The organism is Fictibacillus nanhaiensis, assembly GCF_049537595.1.
Lineage (GTDB): Bacteria > Bacillota > Bacilli > Bacillales > Fictibacillaceae > Fictibacillus > Fictibacillus nanhaiensis_F.
Genome location: NZ_JBMULM010000005.1, coordinates 100,162 through 114,884, shown reverse-complemented (window position 1 = coordinate 114,884; position 14,723 = coordinate 100,162). Strand labels below are relative to the sequence as shown.

Below are 14,723 nucleotides of genomic sequence, written 5' to 3'. Positions count from 1 at the left end.
AATAAAATCGTTAAACTTTATACCTTATGTAAAGTACTCTAAGAGAGGATTTTATAGATTGTTCCACATGAAACAATGAAAAAAGAAGGTGATATTGTTCACCTTCCAACGTTACTTAACCTATCTTTGCACCCTCAAATCGAGTGGCGATTGGATTTACTTCTATTTCAATCGTTGCGCCTGATGGGCTCGAAGCGACTACTTGAACCTCATCGCCTCTTCTTAACTCGACAATAGATGAAGTTGCTACGATCGCATTTGGCGAAGTGATCGTTTCTTGATTTCCTGCAACGATTTCGCCATTTACACGAATGCCAACGAATGCAGAATACGGTGTTCCTGTATAAATCGGCAAAAAGATACTCGCTGTGAACGTATAAATGCCGTTGCTCTTTGGAACAAACGTTGATGTATCTGGATTATATTCATTATTGCTATCAAAGACCTCTACTGGATAAATGACTTGATTCGGTGTTGAGCCTAAAATAAATTGAAACAGATCTTTAACCGCCTTAAATGCAGAAACTTTTTGGCAAGGCTGGATCTTTCTATGCTTGCACTCACAATCTCTTTTCATATGTGCGTACGGATCTTGATCATAATTGTAGTACATACAAACTTTCCCTCCTATTTTCACTCTAATCTAGAAACTAAATCAGAGAATAATCTATCAGATTATTACTAGTAGATTATGCGGACAAGTTGTAAGTGGTGTGTATGCATAGAAGGTAGGGAAGAAGTTTTGCTAGAAAGAATAACAGAAAGCGATTAGAGAGCTCTAATCGCTGTTAAGAGTGCCATCGTGTTTTCTTGCTAATCATATTTCACCACAGGCCATTTTTCTTTTCGAAGGGAATTCATGAGTTCAGGGCTAGCATTTACATTCGTCTGCACGATTTCTTTAGGCGTTAAGGCCATCCATTGGTTTAAAGACACATCTGCAAAGCGGTCACTTTTGAACATTTCTAAAAACCATAAACTCTTATTTCCAGTATTTTGTACATAGTGACCAAATGCAAACGGGACATATCCTACATCTCCGGCTCTTACGTCAAACGTTCGTGCCGTTCCATTTCCAGCGAAAGCGGTCATCCGTCCTTGACCGGCTAAATAATATTGCCACTCATCATTATTCGGATGCCAATGCAACTCTCTCATTCCGCCAGGTTTTATTTCTACTAAAGCAGCAGCGATTCTCTGTGAGATAGGGAAGTTTGTAGAATCTACGATACGAACGGTACCACCGGGTGTAACGAGTGGTTTTTGAGCCATTAAGCGGTGAGTGAAGCTTAAGGGCACAGTTCCATATGGATCGGGTACGGCTTGTGTTTCAATCGGACCGGGAACGGTAGACTGATAAATATAACGTTGTTCAGTCGGAATGTTAGCAAATGCGCTCTCAGGTATACCGAAGTTTGCTGAAAGAACTTCTTTCGGTGTGTGTGCAAACCAATCTGAAATAGAAAACGTGCTCAGATCGGAGAAATTCCCATCATCAAATACGAGTAAAAACTCACAGCCTTCTTCAAGCCCTTGAATCGAATGAGGAATGCCAGGAGGGAAGTACCAAAGATCACCTTCACCCACATCGGCGATAAAATTCCTGCCGTTTTGATCAACCGAGGTAATACGAGCACGGCCTAAAATCATATAAGCCCATTCCGCTTCTTGGTGCCAATGAAGCTCCCTTACACCGCCTGGGGTCAGACGCATGTTTACACCAGCAAGTGTCTTTGCGACAGGAAGCTCACGAACCGTAATCTCTCTCGACCATCCTCCAAAGTTTAATTGCATATGTGTATCAGAATAGGAAAATCGTAAGTTTGGTACAGTTCCTGCATCTGTTGCAGGAGAAACTAACATATCCGGATTTTGTATATCACGCATGATGTCACGAGGTCCTAAGTCGGTCGCACCCGCACCATCACTGCGAATCGGCTGAGGAATCTGCATTTGTCTTCGTTGCTGTTGATCTTTATTATTCTTATCCATATGATGAGCTCCTCTCTATAAGAAGGTTCAAAAGTCATCTCTGTATGCATATGGAGGGGACATCTTGAACATGCAAATTTCTTGAGAAGGAGCCACACAAAGAAAAAACACCTAAAAGCTCTTTATAGCTTAAAGGTGTTTCGTATGCGTGAAAATCTCATCTTGGTAGCTTTTAATGCGTTTTAACTGAGCAACAATAATGATACTGATGATTACGAGCAGAAACCATGAGCTGATTTTACCAATATGAACGAGTGACCAAGCGGCTTCCTGATTCGGATACTGCCAAGCACCGAGAAACGTTGTGATGTTTTCAGCGATCCAGATAAAAAATCCGATCAAGAAAAAGGAAAGAAGAATTGGCATCTTATAAACACGCTCGTTGATCGTATAATGAACAACGGTCATATAAAAGATAGGAAATAAAAGTAGAATCAGAATCCATCTGGCATCAAACAAGTAATGATGGAGAAAAAAGTTAAAATAGATTAGGACGCAAATACCGAAAGAAAAGAGAGGATTCGGCCAACCCGTAATCTGAAGGTCTAGTCTCCGCCAGCTTTGGCATATATAACTCGCAACACTTGCATACATAAAACCACTGTAAAGAGGTACACCATATATCTTCGAATAACCCTCATCCGGATAGCTCCAAGACCCCATATAAACTTTAAACAGCTCTAGAGCAAGTCCGATCAAGTGAAAGACACAGATGACTTTTAGTTCATCGATCGTTTCAAGTTTTGTTACGATCATCGCAACCTGTGTGATAAGACAAAGAAGGAGTATGAAATCGTATCGAGGGATGAACGGAATGCTGACGAACTTTGAAAGAGCTAGCGCACCAAAGATGATAACTGGAAAGATACAAGAAAGTGCTTGTAAATAAGTGAATGTAAGAAGCGCTCTCATGAGCAAACCACCTTTTATCGATTGATATGGAAATATATTGTATCCATAATAACCTATGATGATTTAAATCTCATCATATAAAAAAATGGTGAGTTTAACATGAATCTGTCAGTTGACTATTTTATTTTAGCGCAGCATCGGCTAACGAATAGACGATCGCATCATCTGTTGGTGGGTTATGAAGACCAGCTCTCACATCTCTAAAATGTCGCTGAAGCGGATTTTGTACAGAAAGACTTCGAGCCCCGACGATCCTCATTGCAAGGTCTACGACTCGATTTGCACTGTTTGTTACAGAATGCTTAACGGCAGCAAGTTCTGTTCCTAGATTCTGACGCTGTTCAGGGAGGTTCACCCATTTTTCAGCAACGGCGTGCAGAATCGTTCTTGCTTGGAATAGCTCAAGTTCGATCTTGCCAATCTTTCTTCTCACTTCAGGTACTTCTGAGATCGGTCCTGATAATGTGTTAGGGCTATATTCTGACGCAAATTCAATCGCGTAATTTCGTGCTGCTCTTGCAATACCTAGGTACACAGCAGGTACTTGCAGATACCAGCCTTTCGGAACGTGGTTCTTTCCATCTTCAACAACAAGAAGGTTTTCTCTGGAGACATAAACATCTTTCAAAAGGAGATCATCACTTTTGGTTCCTCTCATAGAGATGCTGTCCCAAGTTTCTTTTACGAAAACCCCTTTTTCACGGTGGTTCACTAAGAAAAAACCTTTTTGGTTAGTTTCAGAAATGGTGGCGGTGATGATCGAGTAATCAAGAGCTTCTGCCATAGAAGTAAATGCCTTGCTTCCGTTGATCAGCCATCCGTCATTTTTCTTGACTGCTGTTGTAGTAGGGATACCCCCGCGAGACGGACTTCCTGTCGCACGCTCTGTTTGTGCCAAGTTGATGAGTGCTTTTTCTTCAACAACTTTCCTGCTGAGATCAGCGAACGCATCTCCACTCCAATGCCTGTTTTCCGCCGCTTCTAAAAGAGTACCGAGATGCCAGCCAAGAGAAAGTGCAGTAGGAGCATCTCCCTCAGCTAAATACTCTTGAATCGTTAAGAACTCAAGTAGATTCAACCCTTTACCACCATATTCTTTTGGGATGGTAAGAGAAAGAAAGTCATGATTCTTAAGATCTTGAAAGTTCTCATAAGGAAAAACGCCTTCTTGATCTACATAATCTGCACGTTTCTTAAAAACTTCTTTCAGTGCTAAAGCGGTATTTATCGCTTCTTCAAAATAGTCTATCTCAGTGGTTTTTCTCAAAGGAATGCTCATAGTTTCCTCCTGTTTTTTTATCATGTAATAATTTTTGTTTACATAGTTTTTAAACTTCAGTGACTTGTTGATTGGAGCGCAAGGTGCGAGACTCCTGTGGGACAAGCGGTCAGGTGAGACCCTTAAGGGCGCGAAGCGGCAAGGGGCTCACCGATTGCCCCACGGAAAGCGAGCACCTGGAGCGGAAATCAACTACATACAAGAACAGCGTAGAAAAACAAAAAAGCCCTCTTTCAAAGACGAAAGAGGACGTAAATTCCATATGCTTACACGCTCTCTCATCTTTCAGACTTTAAAAAAACATCTGCTGGAATTAGCACCTTTCTTTTTACAAAGCGGTTGCTGCAGGATCGTAGGACCAGTTCCTCCCCTGACTCTTGATAAGAAAAATATTTAATTATTAGTCAACACTATAGAGGATAAAGCAAACCACTGTCAACTAAAAACTGATTGTTAAGAAAATTATTTTATTTCTCTAAATTCCATTGACAGGCTATTTTTATTCCTGTATATTTCGTTACTAAATTGAATAGTATCGATTCCTTATCGAGAGAGGTGGAGGGACTGGCCCTTTGAAGCCTCGGCAACAACTATTTTTAGGACTGTGCCAATTCCAGCAAGCGAAAGCTTGAAAGATAAGAGGAAATCTATATACGTATGTTTATTTCACGTATTTTTAAACCTCTTCTCATCGCTGAAGAGGTTTTTTTATTTTCTCTTGGAGCGGGTACAAAAAATTCGGATGGAGGAAATCATTTTGGGTAAAGAAATTTTGTTAAACGCGTTCGAGATGACAAGTGCTATGCACAATTCTCATGGTCTTTGGAAACACCCGGAGAACAAGAGACAAAGAAGTTACAAGGATCTAAATTATTGGATCGAGTATGCGAAGCTTTTAGAAAGAGGGAAGTTTGACGCGGTGTTCTTTGCAGATGTATTGGGCGTTTATGACGTTTATAGACAAAGCAAGGCACCTTCTATTCAAGATGGTCTTCAAGTTCCTTTAAACGATTCAGCATTACTAGTATCGGCTATGGCGAGCGTAACAAAGAACCTATCTTTTGCCGTGACGGTAAGCACAACCTATGAACAGCCGTTTGGCAACGCACGCCGCTTTTCTACGCTAGATCATCTAACGAATGGGCGAATCGCTTGGAATGTAGTTACTTCATATCTGCCAAATGCGGCGAGAAATTTTGGACTGCAGAATATGATCAAGCACGATGAACGATACAACATCGCAGATGAATACCTGGATGTTTCATATAAGCTTTGGGAGAGCAGTTGGGAAGATGGAGCCGTTGTAGAAGACGTTGAGAACAATAAACTGGTTGATTCTGAAAAAGTTCATGAGATCAACCATGAAGGACAATATTTTAGCGTGGAAGGACCTCACTTAAGCGAGCCTTCTGTGCAGCGGACACCTGTTATCTATCAAGCGGGAACGTCTGAGAGAGGACGAGACTTTGCGGCAAAGCATGCTGAATGTATTTTTGTAGGTGGTCCAACACCTGAGAGAATTCGTTTTTATGCGGACGATATTCGTAAACGCGCTATCAAACACGGACGAAATCCTGAAAACCTTAGAATCTTCTCTTTTTTAAACGTGGTGGTGGGGAGAACGACTGAGGAGGCGGAGGAAAAATTTAAAGAGTATGCAAGTGTGTGGAGTGCAGATGCTGCGAAAGCTCAATATGGCGCAAGCGGTTATGATATTGCGGAATATGAAGACTTAGATCCGGAACTTCCATTCTCGTACAACAAATCAACAGAAGGCGGACATTATAAGGCTGCTACGCTCACTACTGATGCTCCTAAACCGTTAACGGTGGGAGAAGTATTGAATCGCTTTGAGTCACCTGATAGAGGTAGTTTTATAGTCGGCGATCCGGAAGAGGTAGCCGATGGAATTCAAAAGCAGTTTGAAGAGTCAGGCGTGGACGGTTTCAACCTGAATCACCTAGTTACACCAGGAGATTTAGAAGCTTTCGTGGAGCTTGTTGTACCTGTTCTTCAAGAAAGAGGATTATATAAAAAAGAGTACAACAGTGGCACGCTTCGTGAAAAATTATTCTCGCCCGGGCAACCTTTGCTGCCTAACGATCATCCTGCAGCTAGATATAGACCGGTGCTAACGGAAAGTAAATAAAGAGTGAGTGAGGAGAGAAAACATATGAAACGTTTTAATATATTTTTAACAGCAGCTTTATTAATCGGCGTTTTAGCAGGGTGTGGCGCTTCGGGTGAGAAAGAAAGTAAGAAGATCACGCTCGGAGCAACCGTCCCTTACAGCGACATGCTAGAAAAAGGCGTAAAGCCCTATCTAGAGAAAAAAGGATACAGCGTTGAAGTGAAAGAATTCAATGACTATGTACAGCCGAACATCTCTTTAAAGAGCGGTTCATTAAATGCGAATTTGTTTCAGCATAAAGTGTACATGGATGCTTTTTCAGAAGAGAATGATATGAAACTAGCTTCAGTTGTTACGGTACCAACTGCACCAATCGGCATCTATTCTAAAAAGTTCAAGTCATTAGATGAGATCAAACCTGGAAGCACAGTTTCACTAGCCAATGACCCTACAAATTTAGCAAGAGGACTTACCGTTTTGAGAGACAATGGACTAATTGAGATCGATTCTTCGGCAAATCCGTTAAAAGTCTCAGAAAAAGATGTCACGAAAAATCCGAAGAACTTGAAGTTTCAGCCCGTTGAAGCTGCACAAACGCCAAGAACGCTCGACTCCGTAGATTTAGCGGCGGTTAACGGAAACTTTGCTCTATCTTCAGGTCTAGATTTAAAGGATGCACTTGTAAAAGATAAACTTCCAGAAGAGATCATCAATCGAATTGTCGTGCTAGACAAAGATAAGAACTCGCAGCTCGCAAAAGATCTTAAAGCGGCAGTAGAGTCAGACTCATTCAAAAAAGTCATTCAAAGTGATTTTGAAGAGTTTCATAAGCCAGATTGGATGAACAAATAATGTGATGAAAAATATGCATCTCATGTCTTGGAAAAGCTGTACGAATGCCGTTACCAACTCTCTTAAAGTCTCATAGAATAGGTTATGTTGACTCAAGGGGGGATTAATATGAGTAACTGCCCGCACTGTGGCCTTTTCCGATATGATCTAAGTGGCTGTATCTGTTCTGATAAAGATTTTACGAGTGATTGGAATCAAAGATACATTGAAGAAATCTTCAATCCAAACAACAATCAGGTGAATGGATCGAAGAAGACAAGACGCCAGCAAAATCTCTTAGATCTGTAAGAACAATAAGACTTATTCATGCTTATTATAAACGTTAAAAGCCGACTTTTTGATTTGTGTTTTTCTGCAAATCATGAGAGGGCTTTTTAATTTTCTTTTTTTATGGGACTTTTTTAAAGGATGCTTTCGGAAGTATTGATTTCCTTTCCAGATACTCGCTTTCCACGGGGGACTTTGACAGTAGTTGATTTCCGCTCCATGTTGCTCGCTTTCCATGGGGCGAACGGTGAGCCTCCTGCCACTACGTGCCATTAGGAGTCTCCACCTGACCGCTCGTCCCATAGGAGTCGGCAACCTTCCGCTTCAATCAACTTGCAATAGAAGGTGAAATGAAAAATTCACTTTACGATAGAAATACTCGTTTGAAATTTGTGCTTTCAAACTTTTTCTACTTGAATCTTTGATTGGAGTAAGAGCATCAATAAAATAAAACTCATAGAAATACAAAAAGCAGACCTCACATAGAAGATCTGCTTTAAATGATTCCATCAATTAGCGAAGTGATGGAGGAGTAGCGAGCTTTCTTACGCTTGAATTCGTACGAACACCAGTCGGCGCTGAGAAAGAATTAGACGAAGTAAGCTCTTTTTGGATAACGATGCTAGAACCTAGCTGTCCGTGTACTTTAAAGCCCCAATGTTGGAAAGTCTTTAGAGCATCCGTATTTTCTTCATCAACCGTACCAAATACATTGCGAATTCCTTGTTTCATAAGGTGACTCTCAAATACGGGAAGAAATGAGGTGGCGATGCCCTTGCCTTGATGTTTTGTATCTAACACAACATAATCCACAAAAATGGTTGGCCCGATTCTGAATCGATAACATACAAAACCAATGATCGTATCATTGCTGTCACAGACAATCATGACCTCGTTGGCCATGTTTATAATCATTTCAATCACGTTTTTCCGTACTTGAAAATTACTTACTACCATATCTACTAAAAAAGGATCGTCCTTACCAGGAACCCGTTTGCGAATATACAAATATATTCCCCCTTATATTACTTTACGAAGGGAAGATAAAAAGAAATAAATAGAAGATGATTCACTTATAGAAACACTTAGGTTACATCGAACATAACTATTATTTTATTAAAAATCCCCCTTGCTTGTACTATATGTGCTTGTCCTTGAAAGGGTCTGGATACCGTCCTAGTTCTAATGAAAAAGGCGCTATGTAAAAGAATGTTTTAAAAACATATAAAAGCCGGGGAAGATCCCCGGCTTTCAACCTGCTTATGCTACTTCAGGTCTTTTTTTACCTTTTTTTCTTTTCTTAAATCCTAATAGGCTACCGATTAAGCTCACTATAGACCCCCCTTTCTATAAGCGAACTGTTGAGAAAAAGAACAATCACTCTTGTTTTCTTCTCTACTCTATCTTACGCAAGCTTGTCTCAATGGTTTGGACGATTCTTAAAAATGGATGCTAAAAAAATCCATTTTACAATTGCAAGTCAAGCGACGATAAAGCTTACGTCGGTAGCATTGCTTGTAGGCAAATGATTAATCCGCACGTCCCCTGGAAAGCATGTCCCTGAAACGGAGATCAACTACTTCTCAGCACAAAAAAAACCACTGACATAATGGAGGACCATCACATCAGTGGTTTTACATTTTGATTAACGAATACCTTTCATCTTCTCTTGAATCTTAGGTGAGATGACAAATAGGATAAGTGATAACACAATCGCAGCTCCACCGATCGTACCAAAGTACATCATTTCTGTTTCTGCAGAATAGAACTTAACGATTTGTGCGTTGATCGCTTGTGCAGCTGCACTTGCTAAGAACCATAAGCTCATTGTTTGTGCAGAGAACGCTGCTGGAGCAAGCTTCGTTGTTGCAGAAAGTCCTACTGGAGACAATAGAAGCTCACCGATAACAACGATAAAGTAACTAAGCACTAACCATAACGGACTTACTAGTGAATCTTCTCCGCCAAAGTAAGCAGGAAGAAGAATAACTAAGAAAGATAATCCAGCAAATAACAAGCTTAGTGCAAACTTCTTAGGTACTGACGGTTGACGTGTACCAAGTTTCACCCACATCCATGCGAATAGTGGAGCAAGTGTGATGATGAATAAAGGATTTAGAGATTGGAACCAAGCTGGTGAAATCTCAAGTCCTGCAAATGTTAAATCTGTACGCTTGTCCGCATAAGCTGCAAGAATCGTTGAACCTTGTTCTTGAATCGCCCAGAACATAACAGCTGCGATGAATAGCGGGATGTACGCGATAATACGTGAACGCTCGTCTGACGTTGTTTTTGGACTACGGTACATAACCACGAAATAGATAGTAGGGATCGCGATACCAAAAATACCAACTAATGTAATGAAAACTTCAAGTGTGAAAATACCTGCTGGAATTGTTGTACCTAAGACAACAGCTAGTACAACTGCAGAAATACTAACGATGATTGATACTTTCTTCTTCTCAGCTGGAGTTAATGGATTAGGCACATACGTACCTGCAAGCCCAAGATTCTTTTTCTTTGTTACAGCAAATACGATTAGTCCTAATAACATACCAACTGCTGCGATACCGAAACCTAAGTGGAAGCTCTTTTTAGCAACTTCCCCAACGATTAGTGGTGATAAGAATGCACCAAGGTTGATCCCCATGTAGAAGATACTGAATCCTGCATCGCGACGAGTGTCGCCAGGAGCATAGATATCACCTACAACACTGGATACGTTCGGTTTAAGTAAACCTGTACCGATTACGATAAAGACCATGGAAATAAACAGCATAGTCAGATCGCCTGGTAATACAGCTAGGACGATATGACCAATCATGATCAAAATACCACCATAGAATAACGCTTTAGATGTACCAAAAACTCTGTCTGCTAACCAACCACCGATTACACCGGACATATATACGAGTGAACCATAAATGGACATGATTGCGAGTGCAGTGGACTCTTCTAAACCTAGACCACCTTTTGAAACTTCATAGTACATGTAGTAAATAAGGATTGCACGCATTCCGTAGTAGGAAAAGCGCTCCCAAAACTCTGTGAAGAAAAGTGTGAATAATCCTTTAGGGTGTCCAAAGAAGCCTTTTTGCGGGACACTATCCACAATTTTCTGTCTATTGATGTCTGACATATGACAACCTCCTCTTAGTACATTAAATATAATACTTTGAAATATTTATTATTGTCAAAAGTTTTCGGCTTATCTATTATTACAGGTTCTTATGCATACGTAAATGGAAATTACAACCTATATGGGCATAATGGCTTATATCTATGCATAAAGAGGGTATAAAAAGTGTATAAAAGAAGTGTGAAAATTTACTTACGTAGTATGCTCAAAATAATAAAAAAATTGTAAGGTGTTGGGAAACGGGTTCAACCATTGTGTACATAGTGAAATTTTTAGTACTATAGAAGAATAAGTTTAAAGGTAGTGAAAAGAGGTCTTTTTACATGAACAAAGATTCCATTTATGGATTAACGATTGAACAACTTACATCATGGCTTGGGAAGCATGGGTATAAACCATATCGCGCTTCACAAGTATGGAACTATTTATATAGAGAGCGAGTAACCACGTTTTCGGAAATGGTCGATATCAAAGCAGATTGTATTGAATTATTAGCCGAAAACTTTACCATTCAAACGCTTCAGGAGCACGTTAAGCAGGAAGCTTCAGACGGGACGGTAAAATTTCTTTTCAAATTAAATGATGGCAACTTGATCGAAACCGTACTGATGAGACATAAATACGGTTTATCGGTATGTGTAACCACACAAGTCGGTTGCAACATCGGATGCAGTTTCTGCGCGAGTGGTTTGTTAACCAAAACTCGTGATCTATCGAGTGGGGAAATTGTGGAGCAGATCATGAACGTTCAGCATCATTTAGACGCGGCCGGTGAGGGAGAAAAGGTAAGTCATATCGTTGTAATGGGAATTGGTGAACCTTTCGATAACTTTGAGAACATGATAGATTTTCTAAAAATCATGATCGATCAAAAAGGGTTAGCGATCGGATCAAGGCATATCACTGTCTCAACAAGCGGGATCGTAAATAAAATGTATGAGTTTGCTGATGTGAACATCCCAGTAAATCTAGCATTATCCCTTCACGCACCGAACAATGAACTGCGTACAAAAATCATGAAGATCAATCGAGCTTTTCCTGTCGAAAAGCTGATGGAAGCGATCAACTATTATATCGAGAAAACGAATCGCAGGATTACGATTGAATATATTTTATTAAAAGATGTAAATGATCATGTAGAAGAAGCATTAGAACTTGCGGCTCTTTTCCAAGATAAAAAGAAAAAAACGTATATTAACTTAATCCCATATAACCCAGTCGATGAGCACAGTCAGTATCAACGAAGTGACCAAGAATCTGTCCTTGCTTTTTATGATACGTTAAAGAAAAACGGAATCAATTGTAAGATTCGTCAAGAGCACGGTACAGATATCGATGCGGCTTGCGGTCAGTTGAGAAGTAAACAGATTAAGAAGGATAAAGATCAATCGATTACGTCGTAATGGAAGACTGTTGATTAAAAGTGTGTGGTGAATGGAAGTGGACATTAAAAATGGCGAGGTAGACAGTAAATGTGTAGAAGTGGCCAGTTTTTCATCGAAAGTGGACAGTAAAACTCAAAAAGTGGACAGTAAGCACACTTTGAGGTGTTTGCACGCTAGCCATATGCCTGTCTACGCATTAAAACTGCTCCTATGTAGAGGTAATTCTGTTGATGGTGATGGTAATCTGTCTGATTCGAAGATTAATCTGTCCGATTGGCCACATAATCTGTCCATTTCAGCCAATAATCTGTCCAATTATATATTTCAAAAGCAGTATTGAATTCGAAAACAGCCTAATGAAAAGAGACCGGTTTTTTCAACTGGTCTCTTTTTATTATGTTGACAACTGTAAAACAATTACATATGATAATGGTAATTCAATGGAAGGGATGGTGTGTTTGTGAGCGTTGTCGTTCTTAACTAAAACAATTTGGATATCGGTTTACAAAAGAAAAAATGAAACGGCATGTCCGGTTTATTTGCTATGTCTTTTGTTTGCCACCAATAGTTAAGAACAGCGGTCAGATACAAGCCATCATACTTAATCCCATGATGCTTCGGACTCTTCTTATGAGCCGATTTTTTTATGCATTTTTAGGGTGAAGTCTATCTATGAGGCAGAAATGACATGTTCATTTCTGTCTTTTTTTATTGGCAGTTCCTGGCCTCTGTTAAGAGGAGGGGATAATAAACAATTCTTTAAAGTGACTTGTCTTTGCTATTAAAAATTTTTGGAGGTAGTTCCATTGAATACACAAACCATAAACATGCTTGAATATAACAAAATTAAAGAACAACTTGCATCTTTTGCATTAAATAGAGCTACAAAAGAACAAATAGAAAAACTACAACCTTCTTCAAACCTGTCTGTGATTCATTCATGGATGCTCGATACGACGGAAGCAAAACGCATTTTAGAGAAGAGTGCTAGTGTTCCGATCGCTAATTTAAACGGTTTGGAGCAAGTTTTAGAGATACCTAAAAAAGGATTGAATCTATCTCCCGAACAACTCACATTAATATTTGGACTTTTAGAAAACGTGAGCCGGATGCAGCGATTCATGAGAGACAAAACTTCTGTAGGACCCGGCGTATCTTCTTATGCGTACTCTATGTTTGACCTAAGTGATTTAAAAGAGGAGATCTATCGTTGTATTCGTAACGGTGGAGTTGATGACCATGCTAGTAAAACTTTGTTAAAAGTAAGAAAAAAGATTATCGTTGTCGAAGAAAGAATTAAATCCAAGCTTGATAACATGATGAAGTCCTCTGTTTACCGTGATATGCTGCAAGATCAGATCGTTTCCATGAGAGATGGCCGTTATGTTATTCCTGTTAAGAGCAAATACAAGCGTAATATTGACGGTCAAGTACTCGATAGTTCTTCAAGTGGCGCTACCGTGTATATTGAACCTCATGATATTCGTAAACTTCAAACCGAAATCAGTATGCTTAGAGCAGAAGAGGAAATCGAGATCTCTATGATTCTAGGAGTGCTAACAGGTATGGTTGCGAGTTACGAGAGAGAATTGCACATTACGATTGAAGCGATGATCCATTACGATTTTATCTTTGCAAAAGCAAAATATAGCAGAACGCTAGATGCGAAATCAGTATCGTTAAATCAAGAGAACAGAATAAACATTGTAAACGGCAAACACCCTCTGATCGGTGAAAAATGTATACCACTGCATTTTAATCTTGGCATAAACTATCAGTCACTCATCATCACTGGACCTAATACGGGAGGAAAAACGGTTGCTATCAAAACAGTAGGTTTATTGACCCTAATGGTTCAAACAGGGCTACATGTACCTGTTGATGAAGGAAGTGAATTTGCCGTATTTAGAGACGTCTTTGTTGATATCGGAGACGGGCAAAGTATCGAACAATCTTTAAGTACGTTTTCTTCCCATATGACAACGATCATTTCCATTTTAAAAGATGCAGGACCACAGGATTTGGTCATTTTAGACGAACTAGGTGCTGGAACGGATCCTTCTGAAGGAATGGGACTTGCCGTTGCGATTCTCGAAAGATTGTATAGCAAGGGAAGTATGATTTTAGCAACTACTCATTATAGTGAAATAAAAGAGTTTGCTTCCGTTACACCTGGATTTGAAAACGGATCGATGGATTTTAACCTTGAGACGCTTCAGCCTACGTATTCTCTCATTATCGGTAAAGCAGGGAAAAGTCAGGCTTTCTCGATAGCAAAGAAATTGGGGATGGACGATGAAATTATCCACCGTGCACAACTCATTACAGGAAAAGAAAGTTATCCACATGTGGATAAAGATGATGGTTCTATGTTTTCCACAGATGAATTTGAAAAACTTGAGACCTTACGTGATAAAGCTCAGTCGAAAGTGAAAAAACATCAGGAGAAACCACGAAAAACGGAAGAGCAGCAAGGCGAATTTTTTCATATTGGTGATCGTGTATTCGTTTCAAGTCTAAAAGCTGCAGGAATTGTTTACAAGCTAGAGAATGATCATGGAGAACTAGGTGTATTGGTTGGAGAAAGTAAGCATATCATTCACAAAAAGCGCTTAAAACTTCATATTGAGAGTAAAATGCTGTATCCAGACAATTATGATATGGACATTGTATTTGAATCAAAAGAAAATAGAAAAAAGAACAATTCCATGAAAAAGCGTCATATTGAAGGCCTTTCTATCGAGAGGGAAGATCATTAAGTGAGGG

12 protein-coding genes and 2 riboswitches are annotated in these 14,723 nt (G+C 39.7%); of the genes, 5 read left to right on the top strand and 7 right to left on the bottom strand.

Annotated features, from left to right (window positions below; genetic code table 11):
* Positions 1-115: 115 nt before the first annotated feature.
* The 4 genes from ACOZ9X_RS18580 to ACOZ9X_RS18565 form a co-directional block, all read right to left on the bottom strand.
* Entirely contained in the window at positions 116-613 is a 498-nt protein-coding gene (locus tag ACOZ9X_RS18580) for a C1q-like domain-containing protein (RefSeq protein ID WP_423419487.1), read from the bottom strand.
* Positions 614-813: 200 nt separating this feature from the next.
* Positions 814-1,992 (bottom strand): oxalate decarboxylase family bicupin, encoded by a 1,179-nt coding sequence (locus ACOZ9X_RS18575; protein ID WP_423419486.1) that lies wholly within the window; start codon positions 1,990-1,992, stop codon positions 814-816.
* Between the two features lie 129 nt (positions 1,993-2,121).
* On the bottom strand, positions 2,122-2,904 hold the full coding sequence (locus tag ACOZ9X_RS18570) for a DUF817 domain-containing protein (protein WP_423419485.1): 783 nt from the start codon (positions 2,902-2,904) through the stop codon (positions 2,122-2,124).
* 121 nt (positions 2,905-3,025) lie between these two features.
* Positions 3,026-4,183 (bottom strand): acyl-CoA dehydrogenase family protein, encoded by a 1,158-nt coding sequence (locus tag ACOZ9X_RS18565; RefSeq protein ID WP_423419484.1) that lies wholly within the window; start codon positions 4,181-4,183, stop codon positions 3,026-3,028.
* Positions 4,184-4,458: 275 nt separating this feature from the next.
* A riboswitch (SAM riboswitch) is annotated at positions 4,459-4,570 on the bottom strand.
* A 153-nt stretch (positions 4,571-4,723) separates the two neighbouring features.
* Positions 4,724-4,825: riboswitch (SAM riboswitch) on the top strand.
* 115 nt (positions 4,826-4,940) lie between these two features.
* Here ACOZ9X_RS18565 and ACOZ9X_RS18560 point away from each other — a divergent pair.
* The 3 genes from ACOZ9X_RS18560 (at position 4,941) to ACOZ9X_RS18550 (ending at position 7,454) form a co-directional block, all read left to right on the top strand.
* On the top strand, positions 4,941-6,332 hold the full coding sequence (locus tag ACOZ9X_RS18560) for an LLM class flavin-dependent oxidoreductase (RefSeq protein WP_423419483.1): 1,392 nt from the start codon (positions 4,941-4,943) through the stop codon (positions 6,330-6,332).
* A 24-nt stretch (positions 6,333-6,356) separates the two neighbouring features.
* Positions 6,357-7,166: a MetQ/NlpA family ABC transporter substrate-binding protein gene (locus ACOZ9X_RS18555; protein WP_423419482.1), complete on the top strand. Its 810-nt coding sequence runs from the start codon at positions 6,357-6,359 to the stop codon at positions 7,164-7,166.
* A gap of 108 nt (positions 7,167-7,274) precedes the next feature.
* The gene (locus ACOZ9X_RS18550) at positions 7,275-7,454 is read left to right on the top strand and encodes a hypothetical protein (RefSeq protein ID WP_423419481.1); all 180 of its coding nucleotides are present in this window, start codon (positions 7,275-7,277) and stop codon (positions 7,452-7,454) included.
* Between the two features lie 12 nt (positions 7,455-7,466).
* On the opposite strand, the gene ACOZ9X_RS18545 is transcribed toward ACOZ9X_RS18550, so the two are convergent.
* The 3 genes from ACOZ9X_RS18545 to ACOZ9X_RS18535 form a co-directional block, all read right to left on the bottom strand.
* The gene (locus ACOZ9X_RS18545; RefSeq protein WP_423419480.1) at positions 7,467-7,706 is read right to left on the bottom strand and encodes a hypothetical protein; all 240 of its coding nucleotides are present in this window, start codon (positions 7,704-7,706) and stop codon (positions 7,467-7,469) included.
* Positions 7,707-7,946: 240 nt separating this feature from the next.
* The gene (locus ACOZ9X_RS18540) at positions 7,947-8,441 is read right to left on the bottom strand and encodes a GNAT family N-acetyltransferase (RefSeq protein WP_423419479.1); all 495 of its coding nucleotides are present in this window, start codon (positions 8,439-8,441) and stop codon (positions 7,947-7,949) included.
* Positions 8,442-9,078: 637 nt separating this feature from the next.
* Entirely contained in the window at positions 9,079-10,572 is a 1,494-nt protein-coding gene (locus tag ACOZ9X_RS18535; protein ID WP_423419478.1) for a peptide MFS transporter, read from the bottom strand.
* 323 nt (positions 10,573-10,895) lie between these two features.
* Here ACOZ9X_RS18535 and rlmN point away from each other — a divergent pair, with 323 nt between their 5' ends.
* Both rlmN and ACOZ9X_RS18525 read left to right on the top strand, forming a co-directional pair.
* Positions 10,896-11,975, top strand: coding sequence for a 23S rRNA (adenine(2503)-C(2))-methyltransferase RlmN (rlmN, locus tag ACOZ9X_RS18530; protein WP_423419477.1), 1,080 nt, complete (start codon positions 10,896-10,898; stop codon positions 11,973-11,975).
* 788 nt (positions 11,976-12,763) lie between these two features.
* Positions 12,764-14,716, top strand: a complete 1,953-nt coding sequence (locus ACOZ9X_RS18525; RefSeq protein WP_423419476.1) for an endonuclease MutS2 — start codon at positions 12,764-12,766, stop codon at positions 14,714-14,716.
* Positions 14,717-14,723 lie beyond the last annotated feature (7 nt).